Origin of the sequence: Cohnella rhizosphaerae (genome assembly GCF_029525575.1) — a bacterium.
GTDB lineage: Bacteria > Bacillota > Bacilli > Paenibacillales > Paenibacillaceae > Cohnella > Cohnella rhizosphaerae.
The window spans coordinates 435,702-453,792 of record NZ_JAPDIA010000003.1 but is presented as its reverse complement, the minus strand read 5'-3'; the positions used below and the strand labels follow the sequence as shown (position 1 = coordinate 453,792).

The 18,091-nt window shown below is 64.0% G+C and carries 11 protein-coding genes and 2 pseudogenes; 4 read left to right on the top strand and 9 right to left on the bottom strand.

Annotated elements, in window-relative coordinates:
• The first annotated feature begins 2 nt into the window (after window positions 1-2).
• The 3 genes from OMP40_RS07630 (at window position 3) to OMP40_RS07620 (ending at window position 4,550) form a co-directional block, all read left to right on the top strand.
• Window positions 3-1,640 carry a response regulator gene (locus OMP40_RS07630; RefSeq protein ID WP_277530469.1) on the top strand — a complete coding sequence of 546 codons (1,638 nt, stop codon included), beginning with the start codon at window positions 3-5 and terminating at the stop codon, window positions 1,638-1,640.
• Window positions 1,634-2,923 carry a glycoside hydrolase family 2 protein gene (locus OMP40_RS07625; protein WP_277530468.1) on the top strand — a complete coding sequence of 430 codons (1,290 nt, stop codon included), beginning with the start codon at window positions 1,634-1,636 and terminating at the stop codon, window positions 2,921-2,923. Before OMP40_RS07630 ends, OMP40_RS07625 begins: the two co-directional genes overlap by 7 nt.
• A gap of 124 nt (window positions 2,924-3,047) precedes the next feature.
• Complete coding sequence (locus OMP40_RS07620; protein ID WP_277530466.1) at window positions 3,048-4,550, top strand: hypothetical protein; 1,503 nt, start codon at window positions 3,048-3,050, stop codon at window positions 4,548-4,550.
• A 174-nt stretch (window positions 4,551-4,724) separates the two neighbouring features.
• Here the strand turns inward: OMP40_RS07620 and sigJ are convergent, their stop codons facing one another.
• A complete protein-coding gene (gene sigJ, locus OMP40_RS07615; RefSeq protein WP_277530464.1) occupies window positions 4,725-5,630 on the bottom strand; it encodes an RNA polymerase sigma factor SigJ in 906 nt (301 codons plus the stop codon).
• Window positions 5,620-6,747: a phytoene desaturase family protein gene (locus OMP40_RS07610; protein ID WP_420871951.1), complete on the bottom strand. Its 1,128-nt coding sequence runs from the start codon at window positions 6,745-6,747 to the stop codon at window positions 5,620-5,622. The genes sigJ and OMP40_RS07610 overlap by 11 nt, the downstream gene beginning before the upstream one ends.
• 350 nt (window positions 6,748-7,097) lie before the next feature.
• On the opposite strand from OMP40_RS07610, the gene OMP40_RS07605 reads away from it, so the two are divergent.
• Window positions 7,098-8,015 carry a tail fiber protein gene (locus tag OMP40_RS07605; RefSeq protein ID WP_277530460.1) on the top strand — a complete coding sequence of 306 codons (918 nt, stop codon included), beginning with the start codon at window positions 7,098-7,100 and terminating at the stop codon, window positions 8,013-8,015.
• Here OMP40_RS07605 and OMP40_RS07600 read toward each other — a convergent pair.
• The 7 genes and pseudogenes from OMP40_RS07600 to OMP40_RS07570 all read right to left on the bottom strand — a co-directional run bounded on the left by OMP40_RS07600 (window position 8,012) and on the right by OMP40_RS07570 (window position 17,593).
• Complete coding sequence (locus OMP40_RS07600) at window positions 8,012-8,512, bottom strand: GNAT family N-acetyltransferase (RefSeq protein ID WP_277530458.1); 501 nt, start codon at window positions 8,510-8,512, stop codon at window positions 8,012-8,014. The two genes, OMP40_RS07605 and OMP40_RS07600, sit on opposite strands and share 4 nt — an antisense overlap.
• Before the next feature lie 21 nt (window positions 8,513-8,533).
• Window positions 8,534-9,535 (bottom strand): glutathione S-transferase family protein, encoded by a 1,002-nt coding sequence (locus tag OMP40_RS07595; RefSeq protein ID WP_277530456.1) that lies wholly within the window; start codon window positions 9,533-9,535, stop codon window positions 8,534-8,536.
• 632 nt (window positions 9,536-10,167) lie between these two features.
• A pseudogene (locus tag OMP40_RS07590) lies at window positions 10,168-12,490 on the bottom strand (glycosyltransferase family 39 protein).
• Between the two features lie 152 nt (window positions 12,491-12,642).
• Window positions 12,643-14,472: an ABC transporter ATP-binding protein gene (locus OMP40_RS07585; RefSeq protein ID WP_277530452.1), complete on the bottom strand. Its 1,830-nt coding sequence runs from the start codon at window positions 14,470-14,472 to the stop codon at window positions 12,643-12,645.
• A complete protein-coding gene (locus OMP40_RS07580; protein WP_277530450.1) occupies window positions 14,469-15,407 on the bottom strand; it encodes an aldolase in 939 nt (312 codons plus the stop codon). The genes OMP40_RS07585 and OMP40_RS07580 overlap by 4 nt, the downstream gene beginning before the upstream one ends.
• A 92-nt stretch (window positions 15,408-15,499) precedes the next feature.
• Window positions 15,500-15,637, bottom strand: a complete 138-nt coding sequence (locus tag OMP40_RS07575; RefSeq protein ID WP_110468972.1) for a paeninodin family lasso peptide — start codon at window positions 15,635-15,637, stop codon at window positions 15,500-15,502.
• 31 nt (window positions 15,638-15,668) lie between these two features.
• A pseudogene (locus OMP40_RS07570) lies at window positions 15,669-17,593 on the bottom strand (asparagine synthase-related protein).
• Between the last annotated feature and the right edge of the window lie 498 nt (window positions 17,594-18,091).

Sequence of the window (18,091 nt, the reverse complement as noted above, 5' to 3'; positions counted from 1 at the left end):
GGATGATGATACAGGCATTGATCGTGGACGACGAACCGCTGCATATCCAGGGACTCGTCCGCCACGTCGGCTGGGAGCGGCTCGGCTACGCGCCGCCGCTGACGGCCGAATCCGGCGAGGAGGCGCTGGAGCTTCTGGGCGACATGGACGTCGACGTGCTGATCACGGACGTCTCGATGCCCGGCATGACCGGGATCGAGCTGCTCGCGAAATGCAGGGCGGACTATCCGAAGCTCCAGTCGCTCCACACGCTGATGATCAGCGGCTTCGACGAGTTCGAATTCGTGCAGGAGGCCATTCACCTGGGCGCCAAAGCGTACGTGCTCAAGCCGATCCGCACGGAGGAGATCGAGGAGAAGCTGGCTGCCTTCCGCGCGGCGATCGAGAAGCGCGAGCAGATCGAGCGCGAGACCCGGGCGCTCCAGGACAAGCTCACGGGCAGCCTCGACGTGCTGCAGGACCGGTTCGTGAACGATCTGATCGAAGGCCGCTCCGAGGATGCGGAGCTGATGGATTCCTGGCGACGTCTGTTGGACCTGCCCGGCGAGGTGCGCCACCTTCGGCTGTTCCTCTTCGCGTACGATCGCCAGGAACGAGGGGCGCCTGCCGATGCCCGGCGGCGGATTCTGCTCGCGGACGGCCTGTGGAAGGCCGTTAAGATCGGGCTGTCCGGCTGGGAAGGAACGTATGTCGGCAAGACGGGCGCGAGCGAGACGGCGGTCGTTCACCTGAACGCGAAGCCGCTCGACCGGGCCGGCATGGAGAAGCAGCTGCAGTTCATGCAGGAGATCATCCGCGAGCAGTACGACGCCTCGGTCACGATCGGCGTCAGCCGGGACGGCGACGGCTGGGAGGACGTCCCGCCGCTGTACAAGGAAGCGAAGCATATGCTGGCCAAAGCGCGTCTGGGCGGCGGGGGCCGCATTCTGTACTTCGACCGGGCCGAGGCGGAGGAATACCGCGAATACCTGCTTAAGGAAGAAGAGGTGCCGGAGATGATCCGGCTGCTGGAGCGCGGCGAAGACGATCAGGCGCGCGTCATGTTCGACCTGGCGTTCGAGCGGCTGCTGGCCCGAGAGCCCGTGTCCTTTTCGTACGTGCAGGCGTTCGGCATGGGGATCATCAGCGAGCTGGCGAAGATCGGCTCCGGCAAAGAGGACGGCGCGGACAACGCCAACATCCTCGTCTGGCAGCGGCTGATCGACTGCACCGGCGCCGGCGAAGTGCGGGAGGCCGTGCTCGACTACATGGCGCGGTTCAGCCGGTCGATCAAACGGGAGGACGCCGCGCCGCAGCACAATCTGATCCGCAGAATCGCGGACTACATTGCGGCCCACCTGCAGGACGCGATGACGGTCAAGCAGCTGGCGGAGCAGTTCCATCTGAACGCGAGCTACCTGAGCGTCCTGTTCAAGAAGGAGACGGGCCGCACGATCTCGGACTACGTCCAGGACGCGCGCATGACCCGGGCCAAGGAGCTGCTGCGGGACCCGAACGTCAAGATCTACGAGGTCGCCGCGCAGGTCGGCTTCCAGACCGCGGCTTACTTCACGTATTTATTCAAAAAAGGTCGTGGGCCAGACGCCCCAGGAATATCGCGACTATGCCAAATAATCGAGCAGAAGGTGATCGCTTGTTAACGACAATCGACCTGTCCGGGTCATGGAACGTTCAACTGGATGCGGGGAAAAGCGGGCTGCGGCTGCCGTTCGGGGATACGATGCGGCTCCCCGGCACGACCTCGCACGCCAGAAAGGGCCCGCGGAACGAAGCGGTCGAGGCCGGTCATCTGACGGACGAATACAAGTTCGAGGGCTGGGCCTGGTTCTCGCGGGAGGTGGAAGTGCCCGAGGCGGCGGCGGACTGCTCGGTCTTCCTTTACCTCGAACGGACGCGGATGACGACCGTGTGGATCGACGGCCGGGAGGCGGGCGCGCGCGACAGCCTGGGCACGCCGCACTTGTACGAGCTGACCGGCCTGCTTGGGCCGGGCAGGCATACGCTGACGATCCGCGTCGACAACACGGACTATCCGACCAAGGGCGGCCATCTGACGTCGCCGGACACGCAGACCAACTGGAACGGGATCACCGGCCGGATCGAGCTGCGGTTCGCGGCAGCGACGCATCTGCTGGGCGTGCAGGTTTACCCGAGCGTCGCGGACCGTTCGTTCGTCGTGCGCGCGGATTGGGCCGGCTTCGGAGCGCGGCGGCTTGCGGTCTCGGCGTCCGGATTTAACGGGCACAAGCATGCCGCTGCGGAGCGGATGTACGACTTGGACGTGGGCGGCGGCATTGGCGATAGGGATGGCAACGGCGGCGAAAACGTCTCCTCGACCTTCTCGGCTTCCGTCCGGTACGGCCTCGGCGAGGACGCCCGGCTGTGGAGCGACGCGGAGCCGCATCTTTACCGTTTCGACGTCCGGCTGCTGGGCGCGAGCGGCGAGACGCTGGACGCGCGCGAGATCGTCGCGGGGCTGCGCGAGTTTAAGGCCGACGGGGACAAGTTCGCGATCAACGGGGCCCGCACGTTCCTGCGGGGCAAGCACGACGGCCTCATCTTCCCGCTGACCGGCTTCGCGCCGACCTCCGTCGACGAATGGCTGCGTATATTGGGCATCGCCAAGTCCTACGGCATCAACCATTACCGCTTCCATACGTGCTGTCCGCCGGAAGCCGCTTTCGAGGCCGCCGACCAGCTCGGCATTTTCATGGAGCCGGAGCTGCCGTTCTGGGGCACCGTCACCGAGGAAGGCGACGCGAATCACGACCGGACGCAGCAGGATTACCTCATCCGCGAAGGGTTCGCCATGCTGGACGCCTACGGCAATCATCCGTCGTTCGTCATGATGTCGCTCGGCAACGAGCTCTGGGGGGAGCAAGTCCCGGCTGGACGCGATCCTGGCAGCCTACAAAGCGCATGACGACCGCCATCTGTACGCGCAGGGCTGCAACAACTTTCAGTTCGCGCCCGTCATCCTGCCGAACGACGACTTCTACGTCGGCGTCCGGTTCGCGCGGGACCGCCTGTTCCGCGGCTCGTACGCGATGTGCGACGCGCCGCTCGGCCACGTCCAGACGGACCGGCCCGGCACGCGCAAGGACTACGACGCGCAGATCGTGCCGCCGGCGCGCGGCGGGCGGCCGGACGCAGACGCGGGCGGCGAAGGCGTGGATGCGGCTCAGGGCGCGAGTTCGGGCGCTGGCGCAGGTGCGGGCGAAAGCGCCATCCAGATCCAGTTCGGCACGGGCACCAAGACCGTGCAGGCGGATGCCCCGGGCGAAACGCTCGTGCCGAAGATCCCCGTCGTCTCGCACGAGATCGGGCAGTACGCGATGTATCCGCGCTACGAGGAGATCGCCAAGTATACGGGTTCGCTGAAGGCGCGCAATCTGGAGACGTTCCGGGAGCGTCTGGAGGCTAAAGGGCTGGGTGAGCTGGCCGACCGATACTTCGAGGCTTCGGGACGGTTGGCCGTGGCCTGCTACAAGGAAGAGCTGGAAGCCGCGTTCCGCTCGCGGCGGCTCGCCGGCTTCCAACTGCTCGACCTGCAGGACTTCAGCGGCCAGGGCACGGCGCTCGTCGGCATTCTCGACGCCTTCATGGACAGCAAGGGGCTCGTGACGCCGGAAGAGTGGCGTTCCTACTGCTCCGACGCCGTGCTGCTCGCGCGGTTCGACAAGTTCAACTATGCCGCCGGCGAGCGATTCGACGCGCATGTAGAGCTTGCGTACTATCGGCAGGCGCCGCTTGGCTCTATTCGGCTCCGCTGGGCCATCACCGACGGAGACCGCGTGCTCGCTGACGGCAGGGCCGACGCGACTGCGCAGGCCGGCGAAGCATACATCGACATCGCCGATCTCAGCTTCGAGCTGCCCGACGTGCAAGCGATGACCAAGGTCGTCTTCAGCCTCGAACTTGCCGGGACGGACATTCGCAAGACGTACGACCTGTGGCTCTATCCGCGCAAGCCGGCGTGGGAGCCGGCGGCAGCAGGCGTTCACATCGCGCATTCGCTGTCCGACGATACGCTGCGCTTGCTGGAGCAAGGAGAACGGGTGCTGCTGCTGGCGAAACCGGAAACCGCGAAACGGAGCATCGAAGGCACGTACTGCACCGACTTCTGGTGCTACCCGATGTTCCGCTCGATCTCCGAGAGCATGAACAGGCCGCTGCCGGTCGGCACCCACGGCCTGCTCATCGATCGGGAGCACCCGGCGCTCGCGGACTTTCCGAGCGAAACGCATTCGACCTATCCCTGGTGGAGCCTGGTCCAGCATTCGCGCGCCTTCATCCTCGATGATCTCCCGGCTGATCTGGAGCCGATCGTACGGACCATCGACAACATCGAACGCAACCACAACCTGGGCTTCCTGTTCGAATGCCGCGTTCTGAACGGCAGCCTGCTCGTCTGCGCGCTCGATGCCGCGCAAGCCGCGGACACGCCGGAGGGCAGGCAGTTCCTGACCAGTCTCGCCCGCTATGCCCGTTCCGACGCGTTCGCGCCGCAGGTCGAGGTATCGGTCGCGGACTTGCGCAAGCTGCTCTAGTGCAGCACGGCCTGTCGCGTACTTTTTCGCGATGGCGGACACGACAAACGGATAGGGGCTGCCCCAAGTCGTCGGTGAGACTTGAGGGCAGCCCCTCTTTCGCGTATGGCTCGGAATTCGGCGGCCGGACCCGTCTTCGCCCGCGGACACGCCTGCTTTTTGCGAGAATTCGTCTTATCCCAAGCCCAAATGACGCAGCTTATCCGGATTGCGAAGCAAATATACCTCCTGGACGCGGTCGCCCTTGAACGCCAGACTGACGAGCGTCGGATACGGCTCAAGCGGGCTGGTCAGCCAGAAGCCGAGCTGCCCGTTGATTTTCACAAGCCGCACCTCGCCCAGACCGCCGCCCTTCGATACCAGTCCCTGAATGAACGCCAGGACGCGTTGGCTCGACGTAATCGGCCTGATTGCGGACAGAACTTTGCCCCCGCCGTCGCTGTACAGGACGATATCTTCCGCGAGCATCGCCAGAAGCCCTTTCATGTCGCCCGAAGCCGTCGCGTGGAGAAAACCCAGCACGAGCTGCTCGCTCTTGTCGCTGGGGACCGGTTCGGAGATCGGCTCTTCCTGGATCTTTCGCTTGAGCCGGCTGTAAATTTTGCGGCATCCGATCTCCGTCTTGCCCGTGAAGTCCGCGATATCGCGGTAGTCGTACTCGAAGGCTTCGCGGAGAACGAACACCGCGCGCTCGATCGGCGTGAGCCGGTCGAGCAAGACGAGGAAGGCGTAGGATATCGTATCCTGCAGCACGATCGTCTGGAGCGGGTCGCGTCCCCCGGCGGAGTCTTGGCCTGCCGCGTAATCCTCCACGAGCGGTTCGGGCAGCCAAGGCCCGACATAAACCTCCCTTTTGCGCCGCGCGGACTTCAAATGGTCGAGACAGCGGTTCGTAACGATTTTGCACAAATAAGCCTTTAAATTAAGAATCGGTCCTCCGCGGCCATCCGTATCCTGCTGCTGAACCGTGACGAACGCATCCTGCACGAGGTCCTCGGCCTGCGAGACCGAGCCCAGCATGCGATACGCCAGGGATAGAAGCAGCGGTCTGTATGTCCGGTACGCGGCATCAAGCTCCACGATGCATCCCTTCCTTGACTGTGTCCTTACCCGCAATTATACATTGGGCGGCCTCCCGCGCGCTCGCCAAAGAGGCGTTCAGCAGCATGCCCGAAGCGCCGACCCAGTCCCCGGCAACGTAAAGTCCCGGCCTGCCTTCGACGGCCGGCCCGGGTCTGCCTTCGAATCCGCCGCTGCTCGCTTCGACGACGGCATGCGAGACGAGCATGCGCGGCAGGAAGCGGCGCTGCACGACATGCGAGCGCCAGCCCGGCTGGATCAGGTCGAGGAAGCCTTCCAGCTCCCGTTCGTCCTGCGCGGCATCCGATTCCTTCGATACGGGCAAATACTTCATGACGTGCACGACTTCGCGCCCGGGATGATCGGAGAGCGCGGATACGGACGAATGGTTGGAAAAATACCAGGGTTCGTCGGCGCCGAGCACGAACCGGGTCTTCGGCTGCGGCATGCCGGACACGACGAGATCCAGACAGGCCGCCCGCACCGGCGTCAATCGTTCGTACAGCGCGGCTTCCGCGGGCGTCGGCGCGGGGTTCAGCAGGCCGAGCGTCTCCGCAGGGCCGGCAGTCGAGATTACGTGACGCGCCGACAGCAGCGTCCCGTCCTTGAGCGCGACCGTCATGTCGGGAGCGCTGCCGCAGATCTCCCGCACGGGCGAGCGCGCGATAAGGGTCGCGCCTGCCCGCTGCGCTTGCTCCGCGAGCCGGTTCACGATGGACTGCCAGCCGCCGTCCACGTACATGACCTGGGCCTGGCCCAGCTGTTCGACGACGGCGCCGGCGCTCAGCAGATGCGGGGCATTGCAATACGTTGCCACGCGCACGAGCGCCAGCACGGCGCTGCGTACGCGCGGGCTGCCAAGTTCGGATTCCAGGTACGTCTGCAGGCTGACCTTCTGCAGCGCGGCGGTATCGATCTTGCGGAGCTTCGCGTAGAATCGGAGAAGCTGGGTCTTCTCGTGCCACTTGAGGAAAGAGCCGAGCAAGAGCTGCCCAAGCGGAAGCGCCTTGTTCCGGCCGTCCGCTTGCTTGAACACCAACGCGCCCGACGTCTTGGGCATGCCTCCCGCCGGTTCGACGCCGACCTCGCGCAAGATCGGCAGCGCGCTTTTGTACAGCGCATGGCCCCCCCATGTTGACGCGCGAATCCGCGATCTCGTTCGACATCGCGCGGCCGCCGAGGCTCGCGCCTTTGTCGAGCACAACCACGCGCCTGCCCGCCTTGGCCAAGTAGATCGAGGCCGTCAATCCGGCGATGCCCCCCTCCGATGATGACGACGTCCCATTCCTTTCGATCGCCTTTTTCCGTCATGCTTGATCCATCCTCTCCGGTCTGATGCCAACATGACGATCGGGGGGCGGCGTTTGTGACACGTATATTTTCAAAGGGGGTCGAAGCATAGATGGCCAAAGCCGTCCATAGATTCTAAGAAAACGGCCACCGCACGGATTATGGGGGGGGATATCGGTGTATGTAAGCAAAAAGGCCATCTTGATCGTAGCGGGTCTCTTGATTGCGCTGCTCTCCGGCGCGAGCGTCTACGCGGCCACGGCCGCGACCGCGAACAAACAGACGAGCACGATTTACGCCTGCGCCAAAGGTGACGGGCAAATTCGTCTCGTTGCGAAGGGCGCGTCGTGCAAAAAGACGGAGAAGGCGATCTCCTGGAACGTGGTCGGCCCCAAGGGGGATAAGGGCGAGCGCGGCGCCGCCGGACCGGCGGGCCCGATGGGAGCGAAGGGCGATACAGGCGCGACCGGGCCCGCGGGCGCGGCTGGGACGACCGGACCGACCGGGGCGACGGGACCGCAAGGCGCGAAGGGCGACACCGGCGTTGGCGGACCGACCGGGGCGGCGGGACCGCAAGGCGTCAAAGGCGATACAGGCGCTGCCGGTCCAGCCGGACCGCAGGGACCGCAAGGCGTAAAAGGCGACGCCGGAGACGCTGGCGCGACCGGGCCGCAAGGGCCGAAGGGCGATACGGGACCCGCAGGCGCGGTAGGTCCGCAAGGCGCGAAAGGCGATACAGGCCCTGAAGGCGCAACCGGACCGCAGGGTCCTCAAGGGCCGCCCGGGACCCCCGGCGCGGCAGGCCCGAAGTTCGGCGACCCGTTCATCGCCGACGGGTCGGCAGGCGAAGGCGGCAGCTCCGCCGGCTACATTGGAGAAGTGTGGCTGTTCGCGGGCAACTTCGCCCCGGCCGGCACCCACGTATGCGACGGCTCGCTGCTGCCGATCGCGCAAAATACGCCGCTTTTTGCGCTGATCGGCAACCAGTACGGCGGGGACGGGAAAACGACGTTCGCGCTGCCGGATCTGCAAGACTACGCGCCGGCGGGCGTCAGCTACGTCATCAACATCTCGGGAATTTTCCCGCCTCGTTAAAGATTCAGTCTGAACGCCAACACCTTGATGCCATCGTCCGCGGGGTAAAAATCGTATTGCGGCAGCCGCTCGAAGCCCAGCTTCTCGTACAGTTGGCGCGCATCCTTCATGAACTCTCCGGTATGCAGGCCGACTGCCCGGCTGCCGGACGCGCGGGCGCGTCGCACGCATTCGGCGATCAGCGCGGAAGCCACGCCCTTGCCGCGATGCGCCGGAGATACCGCCAGCATGCGGATCTCCGGGTAGTCCTGCTTGTCGGCATGGCCGTCATAGGCATCCGTATTCGCGGGAAACAGGACGACGCTGCCGGCGATTTGTCCTTCCGACTCGGCCACGATCAGTTCCGCGCCGGGCTGGGCGTCCGCTTCTGAGTCTATCGCCTGTGCCAGCGCCTGCCAATGGCCATCCGGAACGGACTGCGCGTGCTCCCGATAGGCCTCCAGCCGCTGAGACCGGATCATAGCGCGCTCTTGCGGCGCGGCATCGCGTATATGCATCTTTTTTTGACTCCTCCCGGTTCATTCGCGTACGAGGAACTTCGCTTCCCGCCCGCTCAGCCGCTGCCTTCCGTGCGGGGTGTCCCAAACCGCGAGGTCGGGTCCCTTCGGCAGGATGTTCACTTCCTGCTTGTCCGTCGCGATGGTGATCGACAGATGATAATGGCGCTTGATCGCGTCGAAATCGGTCGTATCTCCGAACCCCGGCGTCTGGTAAAGATCGCGGGCGTAGCCCCACAAATGCTCGAATTCGCGAAGCAGATTGCGGTTGGTCCGGAACCCCGTATAATACGCCGCGTCGAATCGGGCTAGCGTCGTATACAGCCGTACGTCGGAGTCCGTGATGAAGTCCCCGTGCAGGAATCGGCTCGTCGACAAGCGCTGCTCCAACTCGTCCAAACGCGCGAACAATGTGTCGTAGGCCGCGTCGTAGGCTTCCTGCGAATGCGCGAAGCCGCACTTGTACACGCCGTTGTTGATATCGTGGAAGATCACCTCGTTCAAAGCGTCGATCGACTCGCGCAAAGCTTCGGGATACAGATTCGGAGCTTGCGGTTTGTGAAAAGGTGCCCAGACCGTCTCGAAATAGTTGGTCAGCTTGAAGTAGTCGTTGTTCGCCACCTCGCGCTTGCGCATGTCCACGACGACGGGCACGGTCGGCCGGCCGGCGTAGTCCGGGTCCGTTTTCAGGTAGATCTCGCTGACGTAACGGATTCCAAGCGCAGGATCGACGCCGTCCGGGTCGAGCGAAAATTCCCAGTCGACGCGCGGGAGTCTCGGCCGCATCGGGCTCACGGTTCCCAGGCCGATCGCCTCCTCGAGCCCGAGCACCCGGCGGACGATAACGGACCGATGCGCCCAAGGGCATGCCGCCGACCATAGCAGTCGGTACCTTCCCGCTTCGACGGGCAGCTCGCCCGGACCGTCGCCGAACGGCGTCGTAAAGCGGTTGACTTGACGCTTGAACGAACCGTCCTTCGTAATCTCGGCCGGCTTGCTGCCGGCTTGTTCGCTTGCGGACATGGGCTTCATTCCTTTGCTGGAGTTTGGTAGCTATATTGTAGCCGATTCGGGCCGAAAAGGCCCGCGGGCCATATCTTTGCAAAGAACGTGACATTATAGCCGGCGTTAGTGCCCTTTGGCGCTTATCGGCACCGGACTGAGCGTCGCCGAGGCGGCGTTAGTGCCCTTGGGCGCTTATCGGCACCGTTCTGAACGTCGCCGAGGCGGCGTTAGTGCCTTTTGGCGCTTATCGGCATCGTTCTGAGCGTCGCCGAGGCGGCGTTAGTGCCTTTTGGCGCTTATCGGCACCGGACTGAGCGTCGCCGAGGCGGCGTTAGTGCCCTTGGGCGCTTATCGGCACCGTTCTGAACGTCGCCGAGGCGGCGTTAGTGCCTTTTGGCGCTTATCGGCATCGTTCTGAGCGTCGCCGAGGCGGCGTTAGTGCCTTTTGGCGCTTATCGGCACCGGACTGAGCGTCGTCGAGGCGGCGTTAGTGCCTTTTGGCGCTTATCGGCACCGTTCTGTGCGTCGCCGAGGCGGCGTTAGTGCCTTTTGGCGCTTATCGGCACCGTTCTGTGCGTCGCCGAGGCGGCGTTAGTGCCCTTTGGCGCTTATGGCACCGCACCGCCCCCCTCGCGGCGCATAACGTCGGATCATTTGGCGCTTACGCCGTCGACGACATACAGCGTCGCGCCTCCTCCGAAGCCATTAAAATCGCCGAACTCGCCGTTCGCCCGGCCGCCCCCGGCATCGAACTGCGCAGCAGCGCCGGTCGCCCGCCATTCGGACGCCGGAATCTCCTTGCCGTGCGCCTGAATCCACTGCGTGACCTCCGCATTGCCTCCGCGGCCGCCGCCCCCCATGCCTCCGCCGCCGATCAGGAAATACTTGACCTCGCCCGTGGCTATCAAAGCTTGCAGTTTCTCTGCCGTATAGACCCGATCCGAGCCGTTGAACCCGTTCAGAATGACGACGGATTCTCCCTTGTCGATCATATACGGAGCCGCCGTGCCGTAGTCGGATACCGCGAGCAAATATTTCTGTCCCGTATTGTGCGCCTTCAAATAGGCGTAGAGCCCCTCGTCTACGCTGCCGGCCGATTCGCCGCCGCCTTGACCGCGTCCCTGGAAGCTGCCTCCCTGCGGTCCGTTCGTCTCGCGGGACGAGCCCGGACCGACGATCGGCGTCATGCTGCTCACGCCGTACGCGATCGGCGTCAGCGCCCAATAAACGGGGCCGATCAGCATCGTCAGCAAGCCTGCGATCGCCCATAGGCGGGCGGGGCGCAGGTTTTCCCTCGTTCGCCAGACGATCAGCAGCGCCGTCGCGATCACGCCGGCGAGCCCGATGCCCGCGGCCCACCCGCCGCCGATCGTCGCATCGTACGGATGAACGATATAGTAGGCGAACGCCGTCGTGGCAAGTATCGCTGAGGGGAGCAGCCAGGACTGCCATCCCGCCCGGTCCCTGTACGCCCGCCACAGCTCGATGAATCCCGCCCCCCGTCAGCGCGGCGATCGGAGGCGCGAGCATGATCAGATAATACTGATGGAAAAAGCCGGCTACGCTGAAGAAGGCCGCTGCGGGGAGCAGCCAGGACAGCCAGAAAATCGTCTCCTTGTGCTTGTCGGTCCACCTCCGCCTGCGGATGCTGCCAAGCAAGCCGATCGAGCCGATGAGCGCGAACGGAATCAGCCAGCTGGCCTGGTCGGACAGCGACGCTTGGAACAAACGCAGCGGTCCGGCCTGGCCCGTCCCGAACATGCCGCCGCTTCTGCCCCCGTTCGGACCGCCGAAGCCGCCGGCGTCGCCAAATCCGCGGCCCCATCCGCCGCCATCCTGCCGGAAGCCGCCGCCAAAACTGTCGGCGCCGCCCTGCTGAGCACCCTGGAAGCCGCCACCGTCTTGCTGGCCGGGCGCCTGGTTCTGGCCGGGCGTCCGACTTTGGCCGGCCCCGTCTCCCTGGCCTGGCGTCTGACCTTGGCCGGCCCCATCGCCCTGGCCGGGCGACTGGCTTTGGCCGGCCCCATCGCCCTGGCCGGGCGCCTGGCTTCGCACGCCCCCTTGACCTTGCTCGGGTGCCTGGTCCTGGCTAACCCCCTGGCCCGGCCTCTGGCTTTGCCCGCCCGCCCTGAAGCCCCCGCCGTCACCGCTAAAGTTCGGCGCGCCGCCCCCGCCCTGACCGCGGTCGCCCGTGAGCCGGGACACGCCGTTGTAGCCGAATGCCAGATCGAGCACCGAATTCGTGCCGCTGCTGCCGATATAGGGCCGCTTGTCCGCGGGAATCGCATCGACGGCGACCGCCCACGACACCGAGACGGCCAGCATGAGCGCCGTAGCCCCCGCCAGTACGCCCGTTTTCTTTTTCCAGGAACGACCCGAAGCGATCCAATAGAACAAATAAAAGGCCGGCAGCACCATGTACGCCTGGAGCATCTTCATGTTAAATCCCGCGCCGACCATCGCGAACGCGCCGACGACGCTCCACGCGCTGCCTTTTCGCACGCCCCGAAACAGCCATGCAGCGGCGAGCAGCAGCGTAAATACGAGCATGCTGTCGATGTTGTTCGTGCGGCTGACGGCCACGGCGATCGGCGTGCATGCCATGAGGAGGGCAGCGACCCGCGCCGCGGCCAGGCCGAAGGACGGCTTGACCAGCTTGTAAACGAGGAGCACCGAGCCGATGCCGGCAAGCGCCTGCGGCAGGATGACGCTCCAGCCGTGGAGCCCGAATATTTTGGCGCTGAGCGTCTGGATCCAGAAGACGACGGGCGTTTTGTCCACCGTGACCGAGCCCGCCGAATCGAGCGAGGCGAAAAAGAAGTTATGGAAGTTTTCCATCATGGCCGCGACGGCCGTCGTGTAGTACGTATTGGCGTATTTGTCCGTCCAGATGCCGTAACCGTTCAAAAACGCGGACAACAAAACGATAAAAAGCAGCGGAATATCCGCTTTCGATTTTGCGGGAGCTTTCATTCGGAGGCCTCTCCTTTAACTTTCGCATCCTTTAACTATGGACGCAGAAGCTAAGTCGGAGATTAAAATGAACTGAATGTTTTCTGAAAATGCAGCCGGGCCATTCGATGAATCGCCTGGCTCCGGGCAGGATGCAACCGGACGCATTGCCGCTAACCGCTCGCCCGCGCCTGATACGACAGCAGCTTCCCGAACAAGCCGCCCCGCTCCTCGGAGAGCTGCGCGTAGCCACCTTGCTGAACGACCGCGCCGTTGTCCAGCACGATGATCTGGTCCGCGCCGCGGATCGTGGACAGGCGGTGGGCGATGACGATCAGGGTCATCCTGCCCCGCAGCCGTTCCAGCGCTTCCTGAATGCCGGCTTCGCGCTCGCCGTCCAGGGCGCTCGTCGCCTCGTCCAGCACGAGGACGGACGGATCGCGGAGGATCGCCCGCGCCAGCACGATTCGCTGCCGTTCGCCGCCGGAGAGACGAATCCCCCGGTCCCCCAATACGGTATCGAGCCCTTCCGGCAATCTTTTGACGAACGCATCCGCCGCCGCGAACCGCAGCGCTTCCCACATCTGCGCCTCGCTCGCGTCCGGAGCGGCGATCGCCAGATTGTCTCTTACGCTCTCGTGAAACAGGAACGGATCCTGCGAAACGTAGCTGACGGACCGCCTCAGCTCGCAGGCTTCGCCCGCGCCGAGCGGCTTGCCGTCCACGAGTACCTGCCCGCGTTCCGGCTGCACGAGTCCGATCAGGACGTCGATCAAGGTGCTCTTCCCCGCGCCCGACCGGCCGACGACGGCCGTCATCCGATGCGAAGGAATCCGCAGGTTCACGGCTTGAAGGGCATAGGTCTCCTGCTCGCGGTCGTAACGGTAGTACACGTCCCTAAGCTCGAAGCCCTGCGCGACGCGAACGGCGTCTCCTCCGCCAAGCCCGGCCGCCCCAAGCCCGGCCTCTTGCGCGGCCAGGGCCGCCTGCTGCAGCTCCCGCAAATGCCTGAAGGCGGGAACCGTCTGGCCGATCTGCTCCAGGTTGGACTGCAGCGACGCAAACTTGGGCCACAGCCGCGAGAAGACGAGCACGATCAAAACGAGCGTCTCGGCTTGAACATGGAGCACCGCAAAGGCAAAATAAACGAATCCGGCGATAAGGACGCTCGCCGCGGCTTTGTAATGGAATTGAGAGGCGGACTGCAGTCTCGTAAATTGAACGAGGTTGCTCTCCAGGCGGTCGCACAGGGCGCGGAACCAGGATATATGCTGCCGCTCCATGCGATTGCCCTTGATGTCCTTGATGCCGTTGAAATGATCGGTCATGCCGCCCACGTAGCGCTGCATCAGCTCGGTCGTCTCCTGCCCGATCGCTCTCGACTTCCTTAACTGGGACCGGGAATACGCGGCGAGCGCCAGTCCGCACGCCAGGACGGCCAAGGTGAGCGGCGCGGACAGCCACAAGGCGAAGCCGATCTGGATCAGCGTGAAGAGCAGCGTCGTGGCGAGGCGCAGGCACATGAACACGCCGAAGCTTACCCTGGGCAGTTCGATCGTCGCATGATGGATAAAATCCGACCTTCTTCTTTTCAGAAAAAACGCCCAGTGCGATCGAATCAGACCCTGATAGAGTTCGAGCCTCAAATGCCGGATAAAGCCCTGCTCCAGCCGGGCGCTCAGGTTGGCCAGGAGACGCTGCAGCAGTCCTTGGCCCAGCAGCAGGATCAGGAAAACGGCGAGTACGGCGGGCAACCTCATCTCTGGCGACAGGTGCTGAAGCGGCTTCGCCGCGGCGGACAACAGCGGGATGCTTCCGGAGGACGCGTCCATCAGCCCGATCAGCCCCAGCATCGGGGCCAGCAGGAAAATGCCGACGCCCTCCAGCAGGCTGACCGCGATCGTCCCTGCCAGACTCGCATACAGCCGGGGCCCGGCGAACGCGCGCAGCTTCTGGAGATAAAAGAACACGGGCGCGACGTCCAGCCTTCTTTGGCCCCTCATCCCTGCACGACCTTCTCGCCGCCAAGTACGGTACGCAGCACCGCCTCTGCCATCTCCTGCGCCGAGAAACCGCCGGCGGGCCGCTGCAATCTGAATACTTCGATCCGGCTCGCCATCCCGGTCACTGTCGAAAAATGCCATGGATCTCCCACTAGTCGCGAGACCAAAAAGGGCCGGTACGTATGGATCCGCAGGAGCGCCAGCCTTGCGAGCGCCTGACAGCGCGAGAGCGTCACCTCGTCCCCGTCCGTTCGCGACAGCTCGAACACGCCGGCCAGCGGCACGGCATCGACGGAAAATCCGGCGGTAACGGGTATGGCATACTTCGACATATACAGATGGCGATAACGGTCGGACTGCAGGCCCAACTGCTCGATGCTTTCCTGCCAAAGCTTCTGCTGCGGATAGGCGGGCATGACGACCGGGGTGCCGCCGTCCTCGCCGCCGGACGCCACCGCGATCACGTCGTCCGTAAGCAGCCGATAGCCGCGGCTTCGGAACGCGGCCGCAAGCGTCGACTTGCCGGCGCCCGATTCTCCGATGAACGCATACGCGCGCCCGTCGACGACGACGGCGCTGCCGTGAAGCGGAAGCGTCCGGCGCTGCATCAGGATCGCGCCCATGCAAGTGCCGAGCAAGTAAAGGCGAATGCGTTTGTCTTCGGCGCCGGCGAAGGGCGAGACGATAATCTGTCTCCCGCCGCGAATGGCGTAGACGGCCACTTCCGGCACGTAAAACAAAAAGCGGTCGTCCTCGAACGCATAAAAATCGTCCTCGACCTCGGCCGCGCGCCAATCCCGCGACAAATCCCCGAGCTTGATCTCGACGTCCGCCCCGCCGATCCGCGCGGTCGTCACCAGCTCCGGCAGGCTTATCTCGCTTGATATATGAAGGCCGAACGCTTGGTACATGGTCGGCCCGAATTTATTCTTCATTCGAATGCGCACCCGCCTTTCCCGCTTGCATGCGTCGAACAAGGGCCCTATACACCGGATGTATAAGGGCCCTTGAACGTTTCCATCTAATTTTAAGAAGCCTCCGGGGCATGGGGATGGCCATTGTTCGCGCCTTTGCCGTTGCGATCCGGGTACAGGCCGTTCGGTCCGCCGAACGTCTGGTTCACGTCGAGCACTTCGAGCGTCGGCTGGTTCCATTCTTGCTTCATCGGTGTCTCACCTCCTTCCAAGCCGGGGTCATCAGGCGCATTGCTTGAGAAACCGGTACACGACCAGGCTCTGCATCAGCAATCTCGCGTGCCGGTCGAAGGCGCGGTCGGGGCGCGGCGGATCGCCCATCTCCGCCAGCGAACTGCGAACCTGCGCGACGTTCAGCAGCCCCGAGGCCCGCGGATCCTCGCATAGCAGACGCAGCTCCTCCGCCAGCTTGCCCCACGACGGGAGCACGCGATGGATCCAATCCGCGCCCTGCACGCCTCGGACGCGCTGGTTCAACCGGACCGAATCGGGCAGATAGCCGGCGGTCGCCCGCCGGACGAGCGCGCGGTCCATGCCGCCCTGCACGTACTGTTCGACCGGCACGGACAGGCAGAACCGGACAACTCTGGGATCGCAGGTCGGGTCCCGCTCCCGGACGGCATAGCGCAGCGACAGCTTGGTCGACGACGTCCCTTGATGATTCAGGACCGACAGGTTGTCGAACTGATACGTCCGGGCTTCGAATTCGTTCATCCAGGCGTCGGTCAATCCGACGTCGTGGCCTTTCAGCCTGTCGAATACGCCGGTGCGCGCCGCCAGGTCCGGATGAATCAGCATCGGGATATCCGCCAGCGGCTTCCGGGACGGATTCGCGAACGCCAGCTTGCCGATATACGGCAGGAGCCGCGACCGGCCGACGCGCATGTTTTTGCCGTACTGCGCCAGTTCGCGGTACAGCCGCACCCAACGAAGCCGTCGCAGGAGCACCGCATAATAATCCATCGCCGGCCCCCACGAGATGGAGTAGTTGCCGTTGCCGCCATGCAGCAGCACGCCGACGTCCTGCTCGCTCGCTCGCGCGAGAATGCCCTTGAACCAGTAAGAATTTTCAAAAAATTTATAGGGCGCTTCCATCGAACCGAGCAGATCGTCGATCTCATCGAAGGAATTGCTGCCCGCAAAGTCCATATAGCTGTGCGAGATCGGGCCTACCCGATCCACGATGTCCCTGATGTACGGCGTCTCGTCGGCCGCCATGCTCCGAGGTGTCCAGTCCTTGAAGTCCTCGCGCGGCACGTAGCTGTACGTGTGCAGCGTCTTGCCCCGCTCGCGCAGCGGCGCGGCCGCGAAGCTGACGACGGCCGCCGAATCCAGCCCCCCCGCTTAAGCTCGCGCCGACGTTCCGGCAACTGCGAAGCTTCGATACGACCGCTTCCCTGAACACCTCGCGAAACGCTTCCTCGTATTCCCCGTCCGTCTTCAGCTTCAGCTTCGGCACGTCCGCCGCCAAGGAGCCGTAGCGTCGCACCTTGAGGCCGCCCTTCTCGAAGGTAAAGGAATGGGCGGGCGGGATCTGGCCGATGCGGCGATAAACCGTAGAGCGAACGTCGATCGTATCCAGAATGATCGGGATCGCGAGGAACTCGGCCAGCCAGGACTCGTCCAGCTCGCTGCCGACGCCGGGCAGCGCAAGCAGCGGGCTCATCACCGTGCAAAAAGCGAACTGCTCCGGCCGATGGACATAATACAGCGTGCGGCTGCCCGCCAGATCCCTGGCGCCGAACAAGCGGCGCCTGCCCTCGTCCCACAGGACGAAAGCGAAGTCGCCGATCAGATAATTCGGCGCTTCCTCTCCCCCACTTGCGGTAAGCCGCCAGGATTAAGTCGCTGTCCGTCATCCGCTGCCGGCGGTCGCGCTCGATCTGCAGACGGGCGAAGAGCTCCTCCCGGTTGTCGATGATCGCGTCCGCGGCAATGACGAGCGATTGACCTTCCTCGCGGCAGGGCTGCCGGTCGTGCACCGACTCGGGCGTGAACCACTGCGCGTGGCAGCCCAAGAACACATGCCGGTCGTGCCAGGTACGCACGTGATGGGTCGGATATTTCTCCAAAGCCCTCATCATCAGACTCGCCGCCTCGACGGCAACAGGCTCCTGCTCGTTCAGCAATCCGGCTATAGCGCTCATAGTTCTCCTGTCATGGACGTGATAGCGTTTTACCTTGGGGCCTATTATATCAATTTCGACAAAAATTCAAATGGCGCGTGAGGAGTATCCCGGGATAGCGGAAGGTAGTATGGACAGGCAAAAAGCGCGGCGCGAAGATGGTTTGCGCTCAGTCGCTTGCAATATATTCCCAGACTGCAAGCTTTAAAATCCGCAGCGAACGGACCAAGGCGCCGTTATTTTTGTTCCTGTCGCGATTTGCGGCCCGCTCGCGGACCCAGTTGCCGCTATCGCGGGATCGCCGGCCCTTTTTTTGCCTTGAACCGGTCAATAACGTCGCTCCAGTCCGATTCGATCGCCATAGGGAACGGTTTTTGAAAAATAACGACCCCTGTGTCCGATCCCCCCGTGCCCGACTCGCATGTCACGGCTGCCCGCAGCTCTCATTTTCGCCAACTCGCGAGGGAGACCCTGATTTTTCCGCAAAAAAAAATCGCCGGGGGCGCGCTGCCCCGGCGA